Source organism: Achromobacter sp. EG18 (genome assembly GCF_059759395.1).
This window is the reverse complement of sequence record NZ_CM186213.1, coordinates 1,232,490-1,254,180: the sequence shown is the minus strand read 5'-3', so window position 1 is coordinate 1,254,180 and position 21,691 is coordinate 1,232,490. Positions and strand designations below refer to the sequence as shown.

General features: G+C 67.4%; 19 protein-coding genes. 9 read left to right on the top strand and 10 right to left on the bottom strand.

Features of this window, described 5'->3' with window-relative positions:
• Positions 1 to 22 precede the first annotated feature (22 nt).
• The 5 genes from AC6CR5_RS05950 to AC6CR5_RS05930 all read left to right on the top strand — a co-directional run bounded on the left by AC6CR5_RS05950 (position 23) and on the right by AC6CR5_RS05930 (position 5,650).
• Positions 23 to 649: a cysteine dioxygenase family protein gene (locus AC6CR5_RS05950; RefSeq protein WP_047990843.1), complete on the top strand. Its 627-nt coding sequence runs from the start codon at positions 23 to 25 to the stop codon at positions 647 to 649.
• On the top strand, positions 646 to 1,851 hold the full coding sequence (gene metC / locus AC6CR5_RS05945) for a cystathionine beta-lyase (RefSeq protein WP_053499374.1): 1,206 nt from the start codon (positions 646 to 648) through the stop codon (positions 1,849 to 1,851). Before AC6CR5_RS05950 ends, metC begins: the two co-directional genes overlap by 4 nt.
• Positions 1,852 to 1,973: 122 nt before the next feature.
• Positions 1,974 to 2,321 carry a VOC family protein gene (locus AC6CR5_RS05940; RefSeq protein ID WP_047991613.1) on the top strand — a complete coding sequence of 116 codons (348 nt, stop codon included), beginning with the start codon at positions 1,974 to 1,976 and terminating at the stop codon, positions 2,319 to 2,321.
• Between the two features lie 13 nt (positions 2,322 to 2,334).
• Positions 2,335 to 3,264, top strand: a complete 930-nt coding sequence (locus AC6CR5_RS05935) for a CysB family HTH-type transcriptional regulator (RefSeq protein ID WP_110058875.1) — start codon at positions 2,335 to 2,337, stop codon at positions 3,262 to 3,264.
• Positions 3,265 to 3,442: 178 nt separating this feature from the next.
• Positions 3,443 to 5,650 carry a rhodanese-like domain-containing protein gene (locus tag AC6CR5_RS05930; RefSeq protein WP_498085336.1) on the top strand — a complete coding sequence of 736 codons (2,208 nt, stop codon included), beginning with the start codon at positions 3,443 to 3,445 and terminating at the stop codon, positions 5,648 to 5,650.
• Positions 5,651 to 5,871: 221 nt separating this feature from the next.
• Here AC6CR5_RS05930 and AC6CR5_RS05925 read toward each other — a convergent pair whose 3' ends face one another.
• The gene (locus tag AC6CR5_RS05925) at positions 5,872 to 7,026 is read right to left on the bottom strand and encodes a hypothetical protein (protein WP_045953158.1); all 1,155 of its coding nucleotides are present in this window, start codon (positions 7,024 to 7,026) and stop codon (positions 5,872 to 5,874) included.
• A 25-nt stretch (positions 7,027 to 7,051) separates the two neighbouring features.
• On the bottom strand, positions 7,052 to 8,242 hold the full coding sequence (locus AC6CR5_RS05920) for a TolB-like translocation protein (protein WP_498085335.1): 1,191 nt from the start codon (positions 8,240 to 8,242) through the stop codon (positions 7,052 to 7,054).
• Positions 8,243 to 8,421: 179 nt separating this feature from the next.
• Between AC6CR5_RS05920 and AC6CR5_RS05915 the strand changes: the two genes are divergently transcribed.
• Positions 8,422 to 9,705: a TolB-like translocation protein gene (locus AC6CR5_RS05915; RefSeq protein ID WP_498085334.1), complete on the top strand. Its 1,284-nt coding sequence runs from the start codon at positions 8,422 to 8,424 to the stop codon at positions 9,703 to 9,705.
• 290 nt (positions 9,706 to 9,995) lie between these two features.
• Positions 9,996 to 11,219 (top strand): hypothetical protein, encoded by a 1,224-nt coding sequence (locus AC6CR5_RS05910; RefSeq protein WP_131727199.1) that lies wholly within the window; start codon positions 9,996 to 9,998, stop codon positions 11,217 to 11,219.
• 113 nt (positions 11,220 to 11,332) lie between these two features.
• Here AC6CR5_RS05910 and AC6CR5_RS05905 read toward each other — a convergent pair whose 3' ends face one another.
• The 5 genes from AC6CR5_RS05905 to AC6CR5_RS05885 all read right to left on the bottom strand — a co-directional run bounded on the left by AC6CR5_RS05905 (position 11,333) and on the right by AC6CR5_RS05885 (position 15,788).
• Positions 11,333 to 11,821 (bottom strand): GlcG/HbpS family heme-binding protein, encoded by a 489-nt coding sequence (locus AC6CR5_RS05905; protein ID WP_047990838.1) that lies wholly within the window; start codon positions 11,819 to 11,821, stop codon positions 11,333 to 11,335.
• Between the two features lie 122 nt (positions 11,822 to 11,943).
• A complete protein-coding gene (locus AC6CR5_RS05900; RefSeq protein ID WP_006385379.1) occupies positions 11,944 to 12,558 on the bottom strand; it encodes a response regulator transcription factor in 615 nt (204 codons plus the stop codon).
• Positions 12,555 to 13,994: a sensor histidine kinase gene (locus AC6CR5_RS05895; RefSeq protein WP_498085333.1), complete on the bottom strand. Its 1,440-nt coding sequence runs from the start codon at positions 13,992 to 13,994 to the stop codon at positions 12,555 to 12,557. Before AC6CR5_RS05895 ends, AC6CR5_RS05900 begins: the two co-directional genes overlap by 4 nt.
• A 68-nt stretch (positions 13,995 to 14,062) precedes the next feature.
• A complete protein-coding gene (locus AC6CR5_RS05890; protein ID WP_020927788.1) occupies positions 14,063 to 15,229 on the bottom strand; it encodes an HPP family protein in 1,167 nt (388 codons plus the stop codon).
• A 106-nt stretch (positions 15,230 to 15,335) separates the two neighbouring features.
• Positions 15,336 to 15,788 carry a MarR family winged helix-turn-helix transcriptional regulator gene (locus AC6CR5_RS05885; protein WP_006385383.1) on the bottom strand — a complete coding sequence of 151 codons (453 nt, stop codon included), beginning with the start codon at positions 15,786 to 15,788 and terminating at the stop codon, positions 15,336 to 15,338.
• Positions 15,789 to 15,885: 97 nt separating this feature from the next.
• Between AC6CR5_RS05885 and AC6CR5_RS05880 the strand changes: the two genes are divergently transcribed.
• Complete coding sequence (locus AC6CR5_RS05880) at positions 15,886 to 17,670, top strand: chloride channel protein (RefSeq protein ID WP_054507485.1); 1,785 nt, start codon at positions 15,886 to 15,888, stop codon at positions 17,668 to 17,670.
• Positions 17,671 to 17,743: 73 nt separating this feature from the next.
• Here the strand turns inward: AC6CR5_RS05880 and AC6CR5_RS05875 are convergent, their stop codons facing one another.
• Positions 17,744 to 18,640 carry a LysR family transcriptional regulator gene (locus AC6CR5_RS05875; protein ID WP_054507622.1) on the bottom strand — a complete coding sequence of 299 codons (897 nt, stop codon included), beginning with the start codon at positions 18,638 to 18,640 and terminating at the stop codon, positions 17,744 to 17,746.
• A gap of 127 nt (positions 18,641 to 18,767) precedes the next feature.
• On the opposite strand from AC6CR5_RS05875, the gene argC reads away from it, so the two are divergent.
• Positions 18,768 to 19,712 (top strand): N-acetyl-gamma-glutamyl-phosphate reductase, encoded by a 945-nt coding sequence (argC, locus tag AC6CR5_RS05870; RefSeq protein ID WP_498085332.1) that lies wholly within the window; start codon positions 18,768 to 18,770, stop codon positions 19,710 to 19,712.
• A gap of 77 nt (positions 19,713 to 19,789) precedes the next feature.
• Here the strand turns inward: argC and AC6CR5_RS05865 are convergent, their stop codons facing one another.
• Both AC6CR5_RS05865 and AC6CR5_RS05860 read right to left on the bottom strand, forming a co-directional pair.
• Positions 19,790 to 20,671, bottom strand: coding sequence for an MBL fold metallo-hydrolase (locus tag AC6CR5_RS05865; protein ID WP_054481432.1), 882 nt, complete (start codon positions 20,669 to 20,671; stop codon positions 19,790 to 19,792).
• Between the two features lie 96 nt (positions 20,672 to 20,767).
• Complete coding sequence (locus tag AC6CR5_RS05860; RefSeq protein ID WP_006384462.1) at positions 20,768 to 21,691, bottom strand: LysR family transcriptional regulator; 924 nt, start codon at positions 21,689 to 21,691, stop codon at positions 20,768 to 20,770.

Genomic DNA, 21,691 nt, shown 5'->3' with positions numbered 1-21,691 from the left:
CTTTCCGCAACCCGGAGCCGACATGACCACCGAATCTTCCGTTACTCTCGAACGCCGCCAGCAGGTGCAGGACGCCCTGGCCGACATCCGCGGCCTGCTGGCCGCCGCGCCGCTGACGCGCGACCTGCTGGCGCGGATTACCACGCGCCTGGAGCAACTGGCGCAACAGCGCGCGCTGTTTCCCGCCACCGAATTCGCGCCGCCCGCGCCGGGGCAGGGCGTGGGGGCCTCGACCCGTTACCGCCTCAATCCCGACGACGCCGCCGGCGAACCGGCGCTCTACCTGAACTCGATCAACCCGGGCAAGACCACCTTGCCGCACAACCACACCACCTGGGCGGTGATCGTGGCGCTGTCGGGCCAGGAGCTGAACCGCGTCTACCGCCGCAGCGACGACGGCTCGCAGGCCGGCCGCGCCACGCTGGAACAGGTGCGCGAAGTGGTGGTGCAGCCTGGACAGTCGGTGTCGTTCCTGCCGGACGACATCCACAGCATCCACGTCACCGGCGATGCGCCCACCCTGCATTTCCACCTGTATGGGCAGCCGCTGGAGACGCTGTCGGGCCGCATCGGCATCGACCTAGCCACCGGCGAGATCGTCAACTACAACGCCACCCAGATGAAGCCCGGCCAGGAGCAGCGCGCATGAGCCTCGACCACGCCCGTGTCCAGACCCGGCTGGTGCATGCCGGCAGCCCCGACCTGAAGCAGGGCGCCGGCCCGGTCAACGTGCCGGTGGTGCGCACCAGCACCGTGCGCTTTGCCGACACCGCCACCCATGCCGCGCTGAACGCGCAGCGCGCCGCCGGCGAACGCGTCGCCACCTATGGCCGCCATGGACTGGACACGCACCAGGCGCTGGAAGCGGCGGTCGCGTCGCTGGAAGGCGGCCACCGCAGCATCCTGGCTCCGTCCGGCCTGTCGGCCATTGTGCTGGTGCTGCTGGCCACCCTGACGCCGGGCGAGCATGCGCTGGTGTCGGACAGCGTCTATTCGCCGGTGCGGCGCGTCGACAAGGCGCTGCTGCAGCGCTACGGCATCGAGGTCGAATACTTCTCGCCCGGCCGCGACGATCTGGCCGAACGTTTCCGCCCCAACACGCGGCTGCTGTACCTGGAGTCGCCCAGCTCGCTGCTGTTCGAAGTGCTGGACCTGCCGGCGCTGGCCGCCCAGGCGCGCAGCCGCGGCGTGCTGGTTGCCACCGACAACACCTGGAGCGGCGGCCTCTACTACCAGCCGCTGGCGCTGGGCGCCAACATCTCGATCCAGGCCGCCACCAAGTACCTGGCGGGCCATTCCGACGTGATGATGGGCGTGGTCACGGTCGACAGCCCCGAGCTGGCGCGGCAGGTCGGCGCCACCTACGACGCGCTCGGCCTGGCGGTGGGCGCGGACGATGCCTACCTGACGCTGCGCGGCCTGCGCACGCTGGACGTGCGGCTGGCGCGCCACCACCAGAACGCGCTGAGCGTGGCCGAATACCTGTCGCGCCATGGCGATGTGGAGCGGGTCTTTTACCCGGCGTTGCCGCAGGATCCGGGCCATGCGCTGTGGCGGCGTGATTTCAGCGGCGCCAGCGGCCTGGTGTCGTTCGCGTTCAAGGCCGGCCAGCCGGGTGCCGCGGCCCGCTTCATCGACGCGCTGCGCTATTTCTCCATTGGCGCGTCCTGGGGCGGCTACGAGAGCCTGGCGCTGGAAGCGGCGCCGGAACGGCTGGCCGAGCACAGCGTGTGGCAGGGCGGCCATGAAGTGGTGCGCCTGCACATCGGCCTGGAGCATCCGCTGGACCTGGTCGAGGACCTCGACCGGGCCTTCGGCGCGGTCCGCGACGGCCTGCGCCGCAGCGCCTGACGCATATGCAAATGACCACATTTCTTTAGGGATTCTGATTATGTAGAAGCAATTACAACCTCTTTGTCCGGTTGTACCCTCGGGGTCTAGAATTTGCCTTGTTCCACGGTTGGCGGCAGGGCATGTCTTCTATTTCTTCGATCGGATCGGTACAGCTTTCCTTCGCGGCGCGGCAATTGGATGCCGTGCGCGAGTTCTACCGCGGCACCCTCGGGCTGGATGAAATGCCGGTCCCGGACGGGCGCCTGCTGTTCGCGCTGGGCGACGCGACCCTGTCGCTGTCGCCGGTGGCCGAGGTCAGCCGCGAGCTCAGGGCCGACTACCTGGCCATCCGCACCCGCGCCTACGACGATATCCTGCTGCGGCTGCGCGACGCCGGCTTTCATCCGGTCTGTTCGCTGCCCGACGCCTCGCCGCGCGTCATGTACGTCAAGGACCCCAGCGGCAATCAACTGGCATTTCTCGGCTAGGCGGCGGCATCCCATGAACTTCCAGCAACTGCGTTCCGTGCGCGAGGCCGTGCGCCGCGATTTCAACCTGACCGATGTGTCCGAAAGCCTGCATACCTCGCAGCCAGGCGTCAGCCGCCAGATCCGCGAGCTGGAGGAGGAGGTCGGCGTCGACATCTTCGTGCGCTCGGGCAAGCGCCTGATCGGCCTGACACCGCCGGGCGAGCAGATCCTGCCGCTGGTCGAGCAGATACTGCAATGCGCCGACAACATCCGTCATGCCGGCGCTGAGTACGCCGACAGCCGCAAGGGCGTGCTGTCGATCGCGGCCACGCATTCGCAGGCGCGCTACGCCTTGCCGCCGGTGATCAAGGAATTCCGCCAGCGCTATCCCGAGGTGGTGCTGCACCTGCACCAGGGTTCGCCCAAGCAGGTCTCCGAGATGTTGCTGGAAGGCGAGGCCGACATCGGCGTGGCGACCGAGGCGGTGGCCGACTATCCCGGCCTGCTGAACCTGCCGTGCTACCGCTGGAGCCACAGCGTCATCGTGCCCAAGGGGCATCCGCTCGCCGCGGTGGACGGCGGCATCAGCCTGTCGCAGCTATCGCGCTATCCCATCATCACCTACGGGCGCGGCTACACCGGCCGGGCCCATATCGACGAGGCCTTCGCCCGCGCCGGCATCACGCCCGACATCGTCATGACGGCGATGGACGCCGACGTCATCAAGACCTATGTCGAGCTCGAACTGGGCGTAGGCATCGTGGCCGCCGTCGCCTGGGACGCCGAGCGCGACACGCGGCTGTGCGCCATCGACGCCCGCCACCTGTTCGAGATCAACCTGACGCGCCTGGCGATCCGTCGCGGGGCCTGGCTGCGCGGGTATGCCTTCCACTTCATCGAGATGTTCGTGCCGACATTGACGCGCGCGGTGGTGGACCAGGCGCTCAAGGGCGAAGCCTGAGACCAGGCGCGGCCGCGCGGCTGCGTGGCCTGCGCGCCTGGCGCGATGCCGCGCCGTGCCGGCCGGCGGGCATGCGCGCATCGCCGTCCGCATAACCATAGACGCATTTCTACGTTGTCCGCGCCCGGTCGCGGACGTAGGCTGATCCGGTTCTTCAACCCCAGGAATGCCGGATCCCATGAGCACCCATCCCCACGCGGCCGCGGCCGCTTTCCGTCACGATACCGAACGCGCGCGCGCCGTGCGCGACTTCATCGCGCAGGTCAAGGCGCTGGTGCCGGACCCCGCGCGGGCCACGCCCGAACAGCTGGCGCCGGTGGCCCGCCTGCTCGAAGCGCTCGGACGCCGCGCGGAATTGTTTCCCGCCGAGGCCTTTGCGGTGGTGCCCGGGCGGCCCACCTCGATCTACCGCCTGGCCGAGGACGCCGACGGCGGCTACGCGCTGTATCTGTCGCTGGGCGAGCCCGGCAAGGCGCAGCCGCCGCATGACCACACAACCTGGGCCATCATCGCCGGCGTGGCGGGCAACGAGCGCAACGAGGTCTATGCGCGCAGTGCCGGCAATGAGCCGGGGCGCGACGTGCTGACCCACGTACGGCGGGTGGATGTGGCGGTGGGCGATTCCATCGTGCTGGGACCGGCCGACGTGCACACCATCGAACTGGTGGGCGACGCGCCCGGCGCGCACCTGCATTTCTACGGCCTGGCGCTCGACCGCCTGCACGGCCGCGTGGTGTTCGAGAGCACCGCCGGCGGCGCCTACCGCACCTTTTCGCCGCCCGCCGCGATCTACCATGCGCGCCTGTCGCCCGCCGGGTTGCAGGAGGCTTTGCGCGGCGAGGCCGAGATCGCCGTGCTGGACGTGCGCGAAGCAGGCCGCTACGCCCGCCGCCATCTGCTGTACGCGGTGCCGGCGCCGCTGTGGCGCCTGGAGGTGCTGGCTGACCGCCTGGTGCCGCGCCGCGACACCCGCATCGTGCTGGTGGACGACGACGAGACCCTGGCGCACCAGGCCGCCGCCAAGCTGACGCGCCTGGGCTGGACCGACATCTCGGTGCTGGCCGGCGGCACCGACGGCTGGGAGCGGGAAGGGCGCGAACTGTTCTCTGGCACCAACGTGCCCAGCAAGGCGTTCGGCGAAGTCATCGAACACGAAAAGCACACGCCGTGGATCGACGTCGACGACCTGCACGAGCGGGTCGCGCGCGGCGACGACATCGTGGTGGTCGACAGCCGCACGCCCGAGGAATTCCACAACTTCACGCTGCCGTTCTCGCACAGCCTGCCGGGCGCCGAGTTGGTCTACCGCATCCGCGAGCTGGCGCCGGATCCCAAGACCTTCGTGGTGGTGAACTGCGCCGGCCGCACGCGCAGCATTGTCGGCGCGCAGACGCTGATCGACGCCGGCATCCCGAACCGCGTCGCGTCGCTGCGCAACGGCACCATGGAATGGCTGCTGTCCGGCCGCGAGCTGGCCTATGGCCGCCAGGCGGCGCTGCCCGAACCGTCGGCCGACAGCGCCGCCGCCGCGCGCGAGCAGGCGCGCGGCGTGGCGCAGCGTGCCGGCATCGGCCATATCGACGCGGCCACGTTGCGCGCCTTCGAGGCCGAGCAGGGCACGCGCACGCTGTACAAGTTCGACGTGCGCACCCGCGAGGAATACGAGACCGGCCACCTGCCGGGCTGGCGCTGGGCCCCTGGCGGCCAGCTGGTGCAGGCCACCGACGAGTACCTGGCCACCCGGCGCGCGCGCGTAGTGCTGGCCGACTGGGACGGCGTGCGCGCCCAGACCACCGGCGCCTGGCTGGCGCAACTGGGCGCGGTCGAGGTCTACCTGTACCAGCCGCCGGCGCTGGCGCCGTTGGAACGCGGCGCCGAACCGCGGCGGGTGCTGCGGCACCGGCCCGACGTGCCGGCGCTGCGGCCGCAGGCCTTGCAGACGGCTATCGACGCGGGTTCGGCGGAGGTCTTCGACATCGAATCGCGCTTGGCCTACGAGCGCGGCCACCTGCCGGGCGCGCGCTACGCCGCGCCGGATCGCCTGCATGAGTTCCTGCCGGTCGACACGCAGCGCACGATCGTGCTGACCTCGCCCGACGGCGTGCTTGCCGCCGTGGCGGCGGCCGAACTGGCCTGGCGCACCGGCCGCCCGGTGCGCTACCTGCTCGGCGGCACCCGCGCCTGGCAGGCGCAGGGCCTGCCGCTGGCGCAAGGCGCCGATGGCGTGCTGACGGGCGACGACGACCAAAGCATCAGTCCGTACCTGTTCGACGATCTCTCGGCGCGCGACCAGGGCTTTCGCGACTACCTCGATTGGGAATTGGGGTTGGTCGCGCAGCTGGAGCGGGATGGCAGCGAGGATATCCGGCTGATTGCGGCGGCTTGAAGCCGACTCGACCACCTGTTTTCACGCTATCACGAGATATACGCGGGCAGCGAAATCTATCGGATACCTCGGAGGAGTGAAGTGGCGCCGACGCCGAATGTGTTCAACGGAATAAGCATGCCCAGACGCCATATCAGGTTGCGGAAAGCCAATCGCTTAGTTGCGCCATGACACTGTACTGCCCGTGCTCGCCGGATATCTTGATCGCAAGGGGATTTGTATCAGAGAAGGCTATCGCAAAAATCTGCCATATATTTGTCCAAGCCCGGTCTGTCACAATAGAACGAATCCCATGTTGCATTGGTCCACTCGTCCACGGGGTCCCCCTCGACCACGATAGACGGCGATGGCGACCCCATCAAGTCACCTGGACCCACGGGTTCTACTACCGTGGCAAAATAGTGGGGACTGGAGGCGTCGCCCCACGTATCCATCGCCTCTGTCGGAAAATCAGGGCCATCCACCAGGCCGAAATCCCCCGGAAATATTGGCCAATCATCTCCGACCCACGGCGCGATACTATCGGCCGAAGCGGGAGGCATTTTGTCCGTAAACTCGGACGGCGGCAGAGCGTCAGCAGCCCAGGGTGGCATCGTGACTGGGACGGATGCTCCAACTTGCACGAATACTGAACCATCTTCGAGGGTTGTAGTTATCGTTTCGCTCCCAGCAATGGCCGCCCCGTCGTGCAGAGAAGTAATGCTGTGGATCGCTGGATGAGCATCCTTGTAGTAAGTAACGGACACGCCCTGCCGGTTGGTTCCGGCGAGGGTCAGAGTGAACAACACATACGACATGGACTCGACATTTCCCTCACGATCAAGGCCCGTCACATTGCCGTGATAACTTGAACCACTCATGATCGTCCCGAACCGATCTGTGTAGATAAGGCGGTCGATACCTCCGAATCCCATTTCGATGGATGCCATCAGCTCGCCAAATGCGCTCTTCACCAATTGGTAGCCAAGGGCGGGAAGATCGAAATTCCAGATTTTTTCGGCGAAGGCGAAGACCATGAACTTGCTATAGGTCCGCTCAACCTCTGGCAGACTTTCCTGTTCCAGCTGAGAGAGCTTCGTCAAAAGATCGACGTCGGCCTTGAGCTTTTGCATGGCTTCATCCGGCCGGCCTTTGGCATCAAAATAGGCCAGATCGTGATCCTTGCACATCGCATCCAGCGGGCTGTCCTCCGTGATTCCATCGACTCCCGGGCGTTTGAGCACCGCTCCTCGAACAAGCTCGTCCCGACTCAGTTCTCCACCGCGCTGCCCCGCCGACCAATCGGGCCCGCACCAGTTGCCATATATAGGAACAAGACTGGCCAGCTCATCCCAATGCGGGTTGAGCAGCCTGATGTCGCCGTATTCGGAAGCCATCTTCGTTCACTCCAATCGTCAAGAACTACGGTTTCACTTCGCTATTGCCCAATGCAGATGAAGCTGCTACGGGGATGATCTCCGCATCTGCCCACGGGGGCAGGCGGATGGCGGACCATGTTGTGGTAGCGATATCCAGCAGAGCCATTCCTCCGAGCCTGTTGCCCCGCGTGGAGGGCTGATCCATGTAGATCGCCGCGATATAGTCGCCGCCGGGCGCGCATAGCAATTCGCGAGGCTCAAATACCGACCCTGAATTCCCAGGCATTAACTGCCACCCTTGCCGCACGCCTTGCGAGGACAGGCGGATCACACTCAATCCATGGCGACGCGTTTGTCCCTGGAGGCAAAGATGGCCAGCCCGGTCCTGCGACGGCAGTTCGGCATGCAAGATTCCATCAAAGGCACATGGGACCGGCACCCTGTCGTCTCCACGTCTCATTCGATAAATCTCGCTACGCCCATAGCGATCGTGGTAATCGGTGAAGAGCCCGGACGGGCCGTAGGACTGGAAGAGGATTTCGTCGTCCGAAACGTATTGCGCCTGTCCCCCTTCGACAAACTTGAACAAGCCCGAGAAAGGGCGTTCCGTGCCGCGCGAGAGGTCAAACTCCCACAGATCGAACTCCAGAAGGCGCACGCGCCGACCTGGTGGCAACAGGCGCGCACTGCGCCAGAATGCGATCCTCGTCTCGTCCAGAGACATGAAAGGGGATAACTTGTTTCCTCGCGCCGCCGGAATGATCGCCAGCACACCGCCTTCGCTGGGCATCAGCGCAATTTCAGATTCATCCAGCGAGCGGCGCTCTTCGTCTTCGGAGTCACCGGGAATCTTCCGACGAGACATTACGATGTAGCGTCCTTGCGGCGAATAGTGCGCGTACGTGTAGCGAAAGCCTTCAGGCAATCCGTAGCGATACAAACGGCCTGTCTTCAACTGGTAACGCATCACGTCACAGCGCTGATGAATCCGCTCAACGCACTCGACGAACAACCAGTCGCTGCCATTCGGATGAATGCTCAGCGAACGGATCTCACGGCCGCCATTGGGCGGCGAGAAGCGCGTCTGCGCGGTGGGCGTCGCCACCTCGGCCGCGGCCCTCGCTTTCACTTCGGTAGTCGAGGGCGGTGAGGCGAGGAAAGACCACCACAATGGCAAGACGCAAGCCGCCGTCAAAGCCGCGGCGAAGGCCCACCCTCGATTTCGTTTCATCATTGCGTCCGCTTGCCTTCAGACGCCCGCAGGACAGCGGGACGATGCCCAACAACGTATATCGATCGTCAAGGTGACGAAAGCGCCGATTCGGCTAAAGCGGACCAACCTCCGTCAAGCCGCCGTTGTCGTCGACGGGCGCCCGAACTCACGCGAGGCGCTATTAATAGGAGTTGTTCCTATTGTGGCCGTTCGAGTCTGGAGTTGTAGCGGGCATCGAGATACGTTGCCGAGGATTGTTCCGCCGCTTTGGCGGGCTTCTGACCTGTGCGAAGACGATGATGAAGCGAAATCGAGCGTGGATTTTCGCGGCAGGCGCGACGGTGGTCTGCGTGCTGCCCCTGTGGTGGTCGCTCTGGACTTCGGCTTCCCTGGGCGCGCACGAGAAAAAGGCACCTCTCGTGATGACGGACACACCGACCCTGCGCACGCCGTTCTCGCCGCCGAACGGGGGCAGGGACATCCGCTCCCTGAGTGTGCATCCGAACGGCGTGGATTGGCTGTTTGTCGAATGCGCCCAAAGCGGCGACAACCGTTGCGACGTCATGCGTTACCAACTCGATTCTGGCCGGCTGTATCGCTACGCGCTGCCGCCCGCTTATTCCTATACCTATGCGCGCTATTCGCCCAAAGGCAATTTCATTGTGATGTCGCGCATGCCCGTCTATGGAGATACCGAAGACGAGCTGCGCCGTTCGCTTCATGACCTGCAAATCGTACTGATGCGCGCGGACGGCAGCGCCTTCGAGGTTGTGCCGGTTGCGCCGGGCAATAAGTTGTCGCCGTTCATGTCTCCCGACGAGTCGCGGATCGCATTCTGGCGCAGCGAGCGCCTGGTTCCTCCGGGCCGGCGAGTGCGGCTGCTGGAGTTCGATATCTGGGAGTTCGACCGGCGCGGCATGCATGAACAGCCGTTCGCGGGCATCTTCAAATTTGTGGAAGGTGGCCAGGCGCAGTACATCTCGGACGATGAAATCCTGCTCGAATCCTTTGGTCCGTCCGACTTGTTTTCACGCTATCACGAGATATACGCGGGCAGCGCAATCTATCGGATGCGTCGGGGGAATGAGGTGGTGCCGATCCCCGTTGTGTTCGACGGAATAGAACATATCAGGATGCCTTCCATGGATCGCGCGGGAAATCTCTGCCTCTGGGGGCAGACGCCGCGCTATGGACTCACCGTCATCCGGATTTCCGCGGACGGGCGGCGCCAAGCCTGGCAAGACGGGCCATCGCAGCTCGGGCCATCGTTCGAACCTCGGGAAATGGTTTGCGATCAGGCAGGAAAGCACATCGTGTCGATCTATAGGGATCATCCTGTACGCCCGGGCGGCGGAACAGGGGGCATGGCCATGCTCGACATCGCAACTGATACATGGTCCACGCTTCCGCTTCCCTCAGCGTGGGAAGCGGAAGAAATCCCGGTCATTGTCTCGCGCGAAGAGATACGTCGTGCTGGGCATTGATCCTTCCAGACAGAGGAAACGCAATGGCATCCGATGACGGCAGTATTAGATTTCAAGATACGAGTTCGAATCCGACCAGCTGGCTTCCGGTATACGGACGATGGTGCGGGCCGGATTGGTCCGCGGGGGAACGGGGTACAACGAAGAGTGTGGCCGAGCTTGGTAACGAACCTGTTTTCCGGCGTATAGGTCCCGCAGGAGGGCTGGAGGTCGACAGTCCATTGGATTGGCTTTGCAAGCAGCATGACTTGGCCTATCTCAAAGCCGAGAGAAAGCCAGGCCTGGAGGCAATGCAGAAACTCACCGCGGATATTGATTTGCTCGGAAAAGTTGTCTCGCTCGACGAAACCTTGCTCACCAAAGATGAGAAAATCTACAGCAAGCTGATGGCGCTCGCTTTCGCCGAGAAGATCTTCCACGTCGATGTCCCCGCGCTTGGTTACGAGGCGGTCGTGACGGCCATGAAAGATCTGATTTACTCGCTGGATGACCTCTTCGAAAAAATCGGCGGACTTTCCTATGTGGATCAATTCGGAGCCATGATGTCAGGGGCGGTCAACGCCGGAGAGATCCTGGGCGTTGCCTACGATGGCGCGATCGAAGACATTCCCTTCAGGAGATTCACGCTGACCGCGACCGGTTCTGCGGGCGCCAGCGCGATAATTTCCTATTACGAAGACGAGTATCAGGCGGCCCATGGCATTGCCAGCATCGTCAATGGCAAGGTCATCGAAGACTCGGCGCGAACGATCACGATTGCGGATGACGGCTCCGTGTTCATGCAATCCGGCACGCAGGAACCGGTCGAACTCAACGGGCCGTCGACTGTGTTTTCGCCATGGATGTATTTCGATGATTTGCCGCTTTTCCCCGACGTGCCTGCCATGCCATCACCCGCGGGAACATCGATGCCGCCGTCAGACGATGTCGACTTGGTGACGGCGCCCATGCCTTCGATCAACGGCATTGGGCCGTCGATCTCGTATCCCTTGCCGGCACTGCCATGGCCGCCGACGATGGATCCCTCCGTAGGGGAGTCGCCGCCCAATGATGCCGACGGCGGTCCCTATTACGCGGAGCTGGTGGATCCTCCGTTTCCCGATGATGGGACTGGACCGAAAGGGCCGCCGTCTTCGCCGATCACGGTGTATGGCGATCCTCTCGATAATCCAAGTACGTTGGATGCCCTTTGGAGTTTGTATGGTTGCGACCAGGATTACGATTTTGTCTGCGCCATTCTCAACGATCACAGTACACCTCTCCCCCGCAGCATGGACATGCGTGGCGTCGTCCAAGCATTTGAGGTTCAACGTACTCCCGATCACCTAGCTGTCATCGACTCATTTGGTGCGTGGAAGACGCTTGATGACTGGAAGCAGGAGTCCGCCGATCCGGAGGGCCATGTCGCGGGCCAGTTCGTTGACGACCTGATGGAGATGGGTGTGCCGCCTGGCGCTAAGCCGGACGATGCGTTTATCCACGATTCGTATTGGACAGCCGTCGAGATATGGTAGGGTTTCAAGCACAAGTGCATCCGGTCAGGCCGCAGCCAAATTATCTTCGACGCTGATTGCGGACCTGATCCCGATCACCGGATCTCCGACGATCGGGATCAGGTCCGCAAGTTTCACTTGAACAACGCCGCGTTCTCTTCCAGCACCGCCTCCGCGCATTGCGCGTCCAGGTTGCCGCCCGGCGCGCCGGCCACGCCGATGGCGCCGATGACGTTGTTGCCGGCCTTGATGGGCACGCCGCCGCCCAGCAGCAGGTAGCCGGGGATGTCGGTCAGGTTGGCGGCGCCGGGGTTTTTCTGCGCGTTTTCCATGATGGCCAGGGTCGGCGCCTTGGCGGAGGCCGAGGTGAAGGCCTTGGCGCGGCTGGCTTCGATGGTGTGCGGGCCGGCGTTGTCGGCGCGCACGAAGGCCTTGAGCAGGCCGGCGCGGTCGACCACCGAGGCGCTGACGTTGTAGCCCTTGGCCTGGCAGGCGGCGACGGCGGCGCTGGCCAGCTTCTGGGCGTCGGCGGTCGAGATATTGCTTTCGGTGAGCACGGCGGCTTGGGCGGCGCCGCTGACGGCGAGCGTGGCAACCAGGGCGGCGAGCGGGTGGCGGGTCATGGTCTGCGTCCTTTTTTCGTGTGGGGATCAGGAGCAGTCAGTGTGGCCAAAAGGGCGGCGGCGCGGTATACGCCCGATTACCCACGCGCCTCCGTAGCGCTACGGAGGCGGCGGGCCGGGCTTCAGTCCAGCAGCGTGGCGTACTGGCGGATCAGCTGCGCCAGCGAGTCGGCTTCGAGCTTGGCGAAGACGTTGGCGCGATAGGTTTCGACGGTACGCGGCGACAGGTCGAACTCGCGCGCGATTTCCTTGTTGCTCATGCCCTGCACGATGCGCTCGAGCACTTCGTGCTCGCGCGTCGACAGGCGCGCCAGGCGGTCGGCGGCGGCCTGCGTCACGGCCAGCCGCTCGCGGCGGGCGATGTGGCCGCGCACGGCGGCCTGCACGGCGTCCAGGAACACGTCGTCGTCCACCGGCTTTTGCAGGAATTCCATGGCGCCACCCTTGAAGGCGCGGCGGCACAGGTCGACGTTGGCGTGGCCGGTCAGCATCACCACCGGCAGGTCGGACGTATCGGCCAGCCGCGCCAGCACGTCGAGCCCGCTGATGCCGGGCATGCGGATGTCCAGCACCACGCAGCCGATGGCCTGCGGCGCCAGCTGCGCCAGGAATTGCTGCGGGTCGGCATGGCTTTCGCTGCGCAGGCCGACGGTGCGCAGCAGCAGCGCCAGCGCGTCGCGCACGGCGTCGTCGTCATCGACCAGGTAGACCAGCGGCGATTGGGCGGACAGGTTCATGCGGCGTCTCCGGCCAGCGGCAGCGCCAGGGTGAAGCAGGCGCCCGCGGGTTGCAGGTTGCGCGCCGCGAGGCGGCCGTCCATGGCGCCGGCCAGCGTTTCGCAAAGCGCCAGGCCCAGTCCCATGCCCTGGGCGCGGGTGGTGTAAAACGGCGTGAACAGCCGGGGCAAGGCGTCGGCGGCGATGCCGGGGCCGTTGTCGCTGACGCTGAAGACGTAGGTGGCGCCCTCGGTGCGGCCTTCGAGCGCGATGTGGCGGGCGCCGGAGGCGCCGGCCAGCGCGTCGGCGGCATTCTGCACCAGGTTGTGCAGGATCTGTTCCAGCGCCACCCGGTCGGCCAGCGGCCGGGCCTGGGGGCTGGCGTTGCGCCAGCTCAGCTGGATGCCCTGGCGCGCCAGCTCGGGTTCACGCAGGAAACGCAGCGAGGCCACCAGCGCGTCCGGGTCCAGCGCTTCGCGCCGGCCCGGCGCGCTGGGCTGCACCAGGGCGCGCATGCGAGTGATGATGTCGGCGGCGCGCTTGGCCTGTTCGGCGCTGGCCAGCAAGGCGCGGCGCACCGTGGGGCGTTCCTCGTCGTCGTCCAGCAGGCGTTGCGCGGCGCGCGTCTGCGCCAGGATCGCGGTCAGCGGCTGGTTCAGCTCGTGGGCGATGCCGGCCGCCATTTCGCCCAGGGTACTCAGGCGCGCCATCGCGGCCACGCGCGCCTGTTCCTGCTGGCGTCTGGCCTCGGCGCGCGAGCGTCGGCCGGCCGCCACGCCCGCCACCAGCAGCGCGCTGGTCAGGGCCCACAGCAGCCACGGCAGCCAGGGCCAGGTGGCCGGCGTCAGCGTGCGCGCGCTGTGCAGCATGAAAGGCTGGCTGGCCGCGCCCAGCGGTTTGGCCAGCGCCAGCGGCCAGCCGGACGGGGCGGGTTCGGGCTGGCGTTGCAGCAGCGCCAGCGGCTGCGGGCCGATGGCAAGCGTCAGGTTGGCCAGGCCGGCGGGAAAGTCGGCCGCGGCGAGCAGGTCGCGCGCGTCCACCAGCAGGCTCCAGCTGGATGGCGACACCAGCCAGTAGCGGGCGGCGTCCAGCGGCAGCGTGACGGGGCGGCCCAGGCCGCGGGCCTGCTCCACGGCGGCGCGCAGGCCGGGCGGCTCCGGGGCGCTGCCGGCCCAGGCGCCGTCCGGCAGGTAGCCGAGCGCGCGCAATTGCGGCATGGCCGGGCGCAGGCTGGGAAACAGCCGTTCGGGCGCGGGCGGATGCGACAGCGCGGCCAGCGTGGCCAGCACGGCTTCGTGCTGCACGGTCTTCTGGCTCAGCATGCGTTGCGCCACGCTGGTGTCCTGGAAAAAACGGTCGTACTGGTCGACGTAGTGCTGGCGGCCGATCCAGAGGGCGCCAAGGCAGAACAGGACCAGCCAGTAGAGGAGGGCGCGGTGGCGCAAGGGGGGCTTCACGCTGGAATTATGCCCTGCGGGCGGCCCGCCCCGGAATCCGTAGGGCTACGGAGGCGGGCGCCGCCGCTTCAAGCGGCCAGGCGGTCGCTGTCGTCGGTGTCGGGCGCGGTCTGGGAAGCGGCCGACAGCGCCATCTGGTGCAGCGCGGCCACCAGGTCGGATTGGGTCACCAGGCCCACCAGCACGCGGTCCTCGCCCAGCACCGGCACGCAGTGCAGGCTGTCGGACATGGGGCGGGCCAGTTCGATCGCGGGCAGGTCGGGGTGGGCGAACGGCACTTCCGAGCGCATGCAGTCGGCCACCAGCAGGTCGGCGGGCGCGCCGCCGGCCGCGGCCACCTGGGCCGGCCGGCTCTTGCGCGCCAGCACGTCGCCCTGGGCCAGCATGCCGGCGTAGTGGCCGGCGGAATCAAGCACCGGCAGCCATTGCAGCCGGTGCTTGTCGAACAGGCGCACGGCGTAGTCCAGCGGATCCTGCTGCTGCACCGAGACCACGTCGCGCGACATGATGTCGGCGCAGCGCACGTCGCCAAAGCGGCGGCGGCTGGCGCGCAACTCGGCCGCCAGCACGATTTCCTCGAGGTCTTCCTTGCTGATGTCGAGCAGCTCGCCGCGCTGCGCCAGGGCCTGGTCGAGATCGGCGCGCGAGAAACCGAGCCGCGCGCTGGGCGCCGGATCGCGGGTCTGGTGATTGGTGGCCGGTTCGGCGTGGCGGCGCGGGTAGTTGCGCTTGAGCAGGCCGTTGAAGACCACGGCGATGCTGAGCAGGATGGCGGAATTCAAGGCCACCGGCCACAACGCGAAACCATAGCCCAGCGCCGCCACCTGCGGTCCGCCCAGCACCGCGGTCAGGGCCACGGCGCCGCTGGGCGGGTGCAGGCAGCGCAGCCAGAACATGGTGGCGATCGCCAACGCGGCGGCGGTAGCCGCGGCCACGCCGGGGTCGGCGATCGATTGGGCGCAGAACACGCCGATCAGGGCCGAGACGAAATTGCCCGCCATGATCGACCAGGGCTGGGCCAGCGGGCTGGCGGGCGCGGCGAACAGCAGCACGGCGGAAGCGCCCATGGGTGCGATGAACCACGGATTGGCGCTGCCCAGCGCATGGTGTCCGACCCATTCGGTGCAGAACAGCCCGACCAGCGCGCCTACCGCGCCATAGAGCTTCTCGCGTGTATTGACGCCGACCGGCGCTGGCGCGAACGCACCCAGCCAGCGCTTGATTGCCACACCCAAGACCTTCTCCTCGCCGTTCCAGATATATCGGGGGACGACAATTTATCACGCGGCGCGCCGGGCGGCGGCATGAGCTTATGCCTGCAAGTGATAAGAAACGCGGGAATCAGCGGTCGGCGGGATCGTCGCCGATGCGCGCCAGCAGCCGTGTCAGCAGCGGGCGCATGGCGCGCAATTCTTCCAGGTGGGAAGCCGACAGGCTGGCCAGGATGCGCTCGGCCTTGTCGGTCAGCACCACTTCGACGCGGCGGCCATCGGCGGCATCGGGTTCGCGGCTGACCAGGTCGAGCCGCTCCAGCCGGTTGACTAGTTCGGCGGCGGTGTGCGGTCGCACCAGCAGGCGTTCGGCGATCTCGCCCACGTACAGGCCGCGTCGGCCGGGCGCGCCGGGGCGGCTGCCCTTGATGGCCAGCAGCGCCTGGTGCTGCTGCGGCATCAGTTCAAGGCCGGCGGCGGCGTTTTCGCTGAAGGCGGCGAACTTGCGCAGCGCGTAGCGGAAATCGGCCAGCAGTTCGTAGTCCGAGGCGGAGGGCAGGGCGGGGGGCTTGGAACGTTTCACGGGCCGATTCTAATATATGTCGTGATACGATATATTTGATCTTTCGCAAATCTCCCTCCCGCCCGGCTTGCCGTTTTCTTCCCTTTCCCCTCGAATCATGCCTCCCGTTTCTTCTTCCGCCCGCGCCTTGCGGCTGGGCGACTTCACCACCGACAAACGTGTCGTGCTGCTGATGGCGCTGGCCGTGCCGACCGGCCTGGCCAGCGTGGCCGCCGCCTGGGCCCTGCTGCGCCTGATCGCGCTGTGCACCAACCTGGCCTACCACGGCCTGTTTTCGTTCGCGGACCTGCCCATCACCACCGGCCGGCTCGGGCCGGCGTCGGTGCTGATTCCCGTCGTCGGCTGCCTCATCATCGGCCTGATGGCCCGCTATGGATCCGAGAAGATCCGCGGCCACGGCATTCCCGAGGCGATGGAAGCCATCCTGATAGGCAAGAGCCGCATCGCGCCCAAGGTCGCGGTGCTCAAGCCGGTGTCGTCGGCCATTTCCATCGGCACCGGCGGCCCGTTCGGCGCCGAGGGGCCCATCATCATGACCGGCGGCGCCATCGGCTCGCTGCTGGCGCAGACCATCCACTTGAATGATGGCGAGCGCAAGACGCTGCTGGTGGCGGGCGCGGCCGCGGGCATGACGGCGATCTTCGCCACGCCGCTGGCCGCGGTGCTGCTGGCGGTGGAGCTGCTGCTGTTCGAATGGAAGCCGCGCAGCTTCCTGCCCGTGGCCACCGCCGCGCTGGTGGCCGCCGCCGCGCGCGCCTTCGTGCTGGATGCCGGGCCGGTCTTCAGCTACGCCGGCGCCATGTCGTTCACGCCGTGGCACTTGCTGGCGTGCGCCGCCGTGGGGGTGTTGGCGGGGCTGGGCTCGGGCGTGCTGACGTCGCTGGTGTACGCGGCCGAGGACCTGTTCGAGAAACTGCCGCTGCACTGGATGTGGTGCCCGGCCCTGGGCGGCCTGGCCATCGGCATCGGCGGCCTGATCGACCCGGCCGCGCTGGGCGTGGGCTATGACAACATCCGCCACCTGCTGGCCGGCGACCTGGCGCTGCAGGCGGTGTTGCTGCTGCTGGTGGTGAAAGTGGCGATCTGGTCGATCGCGCTGGGTTCGGGCACCTCGGGCGGGGTGCTGGCGCCCTTGCTGATCTTCGGCGGCGCCCTGGGCGCGTTGGCCACGCCGTGGCTGCCGCAGGCGGCGCCGGGCTTCTGGGCGCTGGTGGGCATGGCCGCGATGATGGGCGGCACCATGCGCGCGCCGCTGACGGCCACGCTGTTCGCGGTCGAGCTGACCGGCAACCTGGGCGCGTTGCTGCCGGTGCTGGCCGCCTGCGTGTTCGCCTACGGCGTCACGGTATTGCTGCTGCGCCGTTCCATCCTGACCGAGAAAATCGCGCGCCGCGGCCACCACATCAGCCGCGAATACCGGGTCGATCCATTCGACCTGCTGCGCGCCAGCCAGGTCATGACCACGCCGGTGCAGACCCTGCCGGACACCTTGACGGTGGCGCAGGCGATCGCGCATTTCACGATCGCGCAGCCGGTGCACACGAGCTATCCCGTCATCGATGCCGAGGGCGTGGCGGTGGGCGAGGTGACCCGCGCAGACAGCCTGGCCTGGGCGCTGGAGCCGGCGCGGCAGGAGCAGACCCTGGCGCAGGCGCTGCAAGGGCGCGAACTGGTCTACGGTTATCCCGAGGAACTGGCCAGCCAGATTGCCGACCGCATGGCGCTGTCCGGCGCCGGCCGCGTGCCGATCCTGGAGCGCGGCACCGGCCGGGTGCTGGGCATCGTCGGCCGCAAGGACCTGTTCCGCAGCCGCGCCCGGCGCCTGCGCGAGGAGAGCGAGCGCGCGGCATTCCTGCGGCGGGCGCCATCTTCCGGAGCCTGATGCGCCTGGCCCGCCAGCGGCTATTGCGCGAGCCGCGAAGGCCGGCGCGCGACGCCGTTCCCGACGGGCTGGATCAGGCGTGCCCGCCGGTCGCGCGCAACAGCCACAACGCATCGAGCACGTGCTGCGTGGCGCGCTCGACCTGGCCATCGCGATGCGCGATGCCCAGCGGCCGCCACAGTGCCGGACGCAAGGGCCGCATGACGATGCGCGGATCGGGTTGCGGCGCGGTGGCTTCGTGCGGCAGCAGGGTCGCGCCGTATCCGGCCGCCACCAGGCTCTTGATGGCGTCGTTGTAGTTCAGCTGGATGCGCGGGCGCGGGTTCAGGCCGGCGCCGGCGAACCATTCGCCGGTCTGGCGCGACAGCCGGGTGCTGGCGTCGTTCAGGATCAGCGGCCGTTCGCCGAGCCACGCGGGCGTGACGCGCGCCGGCGCGTCCCAGGCGGCGGGCAGGAAGGCCATGATGGGATCGCGCCGCCACGGGCGCAGCACCAGGCCGGGCACGGGCGGCTGCGGCAGCGCCACCAGGCCCACGTCGAGCGTGCCGTCGCGCAATTGCTGCAGCGTTTCCTGCGAGGTCAGGACCGCCACCTGCACGTCGATGCCGGGATGTTCGCGCCCCAGGGTTTCCAGCGCGCGCGGCAGCAGATGGGCGATGGCGCCGGTGGACGCGCCCAGCCGCACCCGGCCGCCCAGGCCCTGCACCTGCCGCTGCACGTCGTCGAGCGCCTGGTCGGCGTCGGCCAGCAGGCGGCGGGCGCGTTCCAGCAGGGTGTCGCCGATGGGCGTGGGCCGCACCTGGCCGCGGGTGCGCGTGAGCAGCGGCGCGCCGATGCGGGTTTCCAGGTCGGCCACGTGCAGGCTGACGGTGGGCGGCGCCAGGTGCAGCGCGCGGGCGGCCTCGGCGAACGAGCCCAGGTCGGCGATGGCGACCAGGGTGCGCAGGCGGTCAAGATTGATTTCACGCATGGCGGTCAGGAAATCTGAATTCAATCGTCATGATATTCGACTTTTCCTATGCCTGGCATTGCGCAATGATGGCATCCATCCCCGCAATCCTCCGGCAGCGCGCCGGTTCTTCCGCAAAGGCACGCACATGACGCATCCTCTTGTATTCATCGATGGCGACCAGGGCACCACCGGCCTGCAGATCCACGAACGGCTGCGCGGCCGCGCCGACCTGCGCCTGCTGACCTTGCCCGAGGCCGACCGCAAGGATGCGCGGCGCCGCGCCGAGGCCATCAATGCCGCCGACATCGCCATCCTGTGCCTGCCCGACGAACCGGCGCGCCAGGCGGTGGCGTCCATCGCCAACCCCGAGGTGCGGGTGATCGACGCCAGCTCGGCGCATCGCACCACGCCCGGCTGGGTCTATGGCTTCCCCGAAATGGAGTCGGCGCAGGCGCGGCGCATCGCCGAAGCCAAGCGGGTCAGCAACCCGGGCTGCTATCCCACCGGCACCATCGCCTTGCTGCGGCCGCTGGTGCGGGCCGGCCTGGTGCCGGCCGACTATCCGCTGGCGATCCACGCCGTGTCCGGCTATTCGGGCGGCGGGCGCGCCAGCGTCGACGCCTACGAGGCGCCGGGCGCCAAGGGCGGGCTGGCCTTCCAGGTCTACGGATTGGGCCTGGCGCACAAGCACACGCCCGAAATCGAGCGCCACGCCGGTCTGTCGCAACGGCCGGTGTTCGTGCCGTCGTACGGCGCGTTCCGGCAGGGCATCGTGCTGACCGTGCCGTTGCAACTGCGCCTGCTGCCGGCCGGCGTCACGGCCGCGCAATTGCACCAATGCCTGGCCCGGCACTATGACGGCAGCCGCCACGTGCAGGTGGCGGCGCCGCAGGAGGCCGCCGCGCAGACCCATCTGGATCCGCAGGCGCTCAATGGCACCAACGACCTGCGGCTGGCGGTGCATGGCAATGAAGCGCAGGGCCAGGTGCTGCTGAGCGCCGTGTTCGACAACCTGGGCAAGGGCGCGTCGGGCGCGGCGGTGCAGAACCTGGACCTGATGCTGGAGGCGCTGGCGCTGGCCGAGGCCTGAACGCAATTGGGGCGCGCCATCGGACGCGCCCCTTGGCGCCGGCCAGCACGGCCGGCGCCGTTTCCCCTTTCAGTGCTTCACCACTTCATTTCGCCCTTGGCCACCTTGGCGCTGATCTCCAGCGAAGCGGCGGCGCCGGCTTGCGGGTAGCGCGCGCGCATCGCCTGGATCAGCGCGGCGCCGTCCTTGGCCTGGGCCGCTTCGGCCTCGAAGGCGCGCAGGTAGCCCTGGGTGTAGTGCACCGAATCCAGCGTCAACGGCGCGCCGGGAGCGTAATGGCCCGGCACCACGGTGGTGGGCTTGAGGCCCTCGATGCGGGCCAGCGTTGCCAGCCAATCGGCGCGCGATTGCGGCGTCTGCGTGTCGGCGGTCCACACGTGCAGGTTGCCGAACACCACGACGCCGCCGACCACCGCCTTGCGCGACGGGATCCAGACGAAGCTGCGGTCGGGCTGCGGGCCGTCCAGCCCGGTGATCCGCAGCGTTTCGCCTTCCAGCGTCAGGGTGTCGCCTTCCAACACTTGCGGAATGACCGCCTTGCGCGGCGCGTCGGCGCCCAGCTTCGGACCCCAGAACGCCAGCTTGGCGTCCACGGTGTCGCGGATATGGCGCACGGTGGGGGCGGTGGCCACGACCTTGGCCTGCGGAAACGCCGCCAGGACGGTGTCGAGCCCGAAGTAGAAGTCCGGGTCGCCGTGGCTGATGTAGATGGTGGTCAGCGTCTTGCCGCTGGCGCGCACCAGCGCCACCAACTGTTCGGCCTGCGACTTGCCGAACTGGGCATCGATCAGGATCGCCTCGCGTTGGCCGCTGACGAGCACGGACGAAACCTGGAAGATGGCGTCGTTGCCGGGGTTGTAGGGCGTGAGGGTCAGTTCGGTGGCGGCGGCCAGGCCGGGAGTGGACAGGGCCAGCGCCAGGGCGGGCAGCAGGCGGCGCAGGGTGGGCAGGGGAGACATGGCGGTTTCCTGGAAAGAGAGGGAATGACGGCAGTCTAGTTGCGCCATTCGGTCAGATAAACCGCGATGCCTGCGCGAGTCTGTTGCGTTGATCGGTCAAATAGTGGCGGGCGGGGCGTCGCTGGCCGGATCCGCCAGGGTCTGCACCACCAGCGTGCGCAGCCAGCGCGTGCCGGGGTCGCTTTCGAAGCGCGCGTGCCAGTGCACGGTGACGCTCAGGGGCGGCAGCGCCAGCGGCAGCGGCCGGATCTCGAAGGCGCCGTCGCGGTTGAACCACACCGCCGCGCGATACGGCAGCGTGACCGTCAGGTCGGTGCGCCGCACGATTTCGGCGGCGGCCGAGAAATGTGGCAGTGTCAGGTAGGGCTGGCGGTGCAGCCCGGCCTCGCCGAGCACGTCGTCCAGCAGGCGGTGGGCGCTGGCGCGCGAGGCCACCAGGATGTGGTCCAGGCGCTTGAACTGGCCGCGGGTCAGGCCGGCCGCCAGCACGGGATGGCCGCGACGGCCCATGCAGGCGTAGCGCTCGCTGAACAGGTCGGCATGGCGCGTGTGGCGGCCCAGGCCGGCCAGGTTGCCGATGGCCAGGTCGATTTCGCCGTCCTTGAGCGCCTGCGGCAGTTGTTCCAGCGGCACCTCCACCACCTCGACCTGCAGGCGCGGCGCCAGGGCATGCACGCGCTCCATCAGGCTGGGCAGGAACACCATTTCGCCGATGTCCGACATCGACAGACGAAAGCGCCGCGTGCTGCTGCCAGGCTCGAAATGCTGCCGCAGGCTGACGGCCTCGGCAAAGCTGTGCATGCCGCGTTCGATTGGATCGGCCAGGGCGAAGGCCACCGGCGTGGGCCGCATGCCGGCGGGCGTGCGCACGAACAGCGGATCGTCGAATTTCTCGCGCAGCCGCGCCAGGGCATAACTGACCGCGGGCTGCGTCAGCTGCAGGCGCTGGGCCGCGCGCGTGACGCTGCGTTCGTGCATCACGGTCAGGAAAACCCGCATGAGATTCAAGTCGAAGTCCAT

Bases quoted from the DNA above. Each gene is read 5' to 3' on its own strand.
- AC6CR5_RS05880 (WP_054507485.1), top strand. From the start codon at position 15,886: ATGCCTCCCGTTTCTTCTTCCGCCCGCGCCTTGCGGCTGGGCGACTTC.
- AC6CR5_RS05930 (WP_498085336.1), top strand. From the start codon at position 3,443: ATGAGCACCCATCCCCACGCGGCCGCGGCCGCTTTCCGTCACGATACC.
- metC (WP_053499374.1), top strand. From the start codon at position 646: ATGAGCCTCGACCACGCCCGTGTCCAGACCCGGCTGGTGCATGCCGGC.
- AC6CR5_RS05860 (WP_006384462.1), bottom strand. From the start codon at position 21,691: ATGGACTTCGACTTGAATCTCATGCGGGTTTTCCTGACCGTGATGCAC.
- AC6CR5_RS05910 (WP_131727199.1), top strand. From the start codon at position 9,996: ATGCAGAAACTCACCGCGGATATTGATTTGCTCGGAAAAGTTGTCTCG.
- AC6CR5_RS05935 (WP_110058875.1), top strand. From the start codon at position 2,335: ATGAACTTCCAGCAACTGCGTTCCGTGCGCGAGGCCGTGCGCCGCGAT.
- argC (WP_498085332.1), top strand. From the start codon at position 18,768: ATGACGCATCCTCTTGTATTCATCGATGGCGACCAGGGCACCACCGGC.
- AC6CR5_RS05925 (WP_045953158.1), bottom strand. From the start codon at position 7,026: ATGGCTTCCGAATACGGCGACATCAGGCTGCTCAACCCGCATTGGGAT.
- AC6CR5_RS05950 (WP_047990843.1), top strand. From the start codon at position 23: ATGACCACCGAATCTTCCGTTACTCTCGAACGCCGCCAGCAGGTGCAG.
- AC6CR5_RS05900 (WP_006385379.1), bottom strand. From the start codon at position 12,558: ATGAACCTGTCCGCCCAATCGCCGCTGGTCTACCTGGTCGATGACGAC.
- AC6CR5_RS05920 (WP_498085335.1), bottom strand. From the start codon at position 8,242: ATGATGAAACGAAATCGAGGGTGGGCCTTCGCCGCGGCTTTGACGGCG.
- AC6CR5_RS05865 (WP_054481432.1), bottom strand. From the start codon at position 20,671: ATGTCTCCCCTGCCCACCCTGCGCCGCCTGCTGCCCGCCCTGGCGCTG.
- AC6CR5_RS05905 (WP_047990838.1), bottom strand. From the start codon at position 11,821: ATGACCCGCCACCCGCTCGCCGCCCTGGTTGCCACGCTCGCCGTCAGC.
- AC6CR5_RS05940 (WP_047991613.1), top strand. From the start codon at position 1,974: ATGTCTTCTATTTCTTCGATCGGATCGGTACAGCTTTCCTTCGCGGCG.
- AC6CR5_RS05875 (WP_054507622.1), bottom strand. From the start codon at position 18,640: ATGCGTGAAATCAATCTTGACCGCCTGCGCACCCTGGTCGCCATCGCC.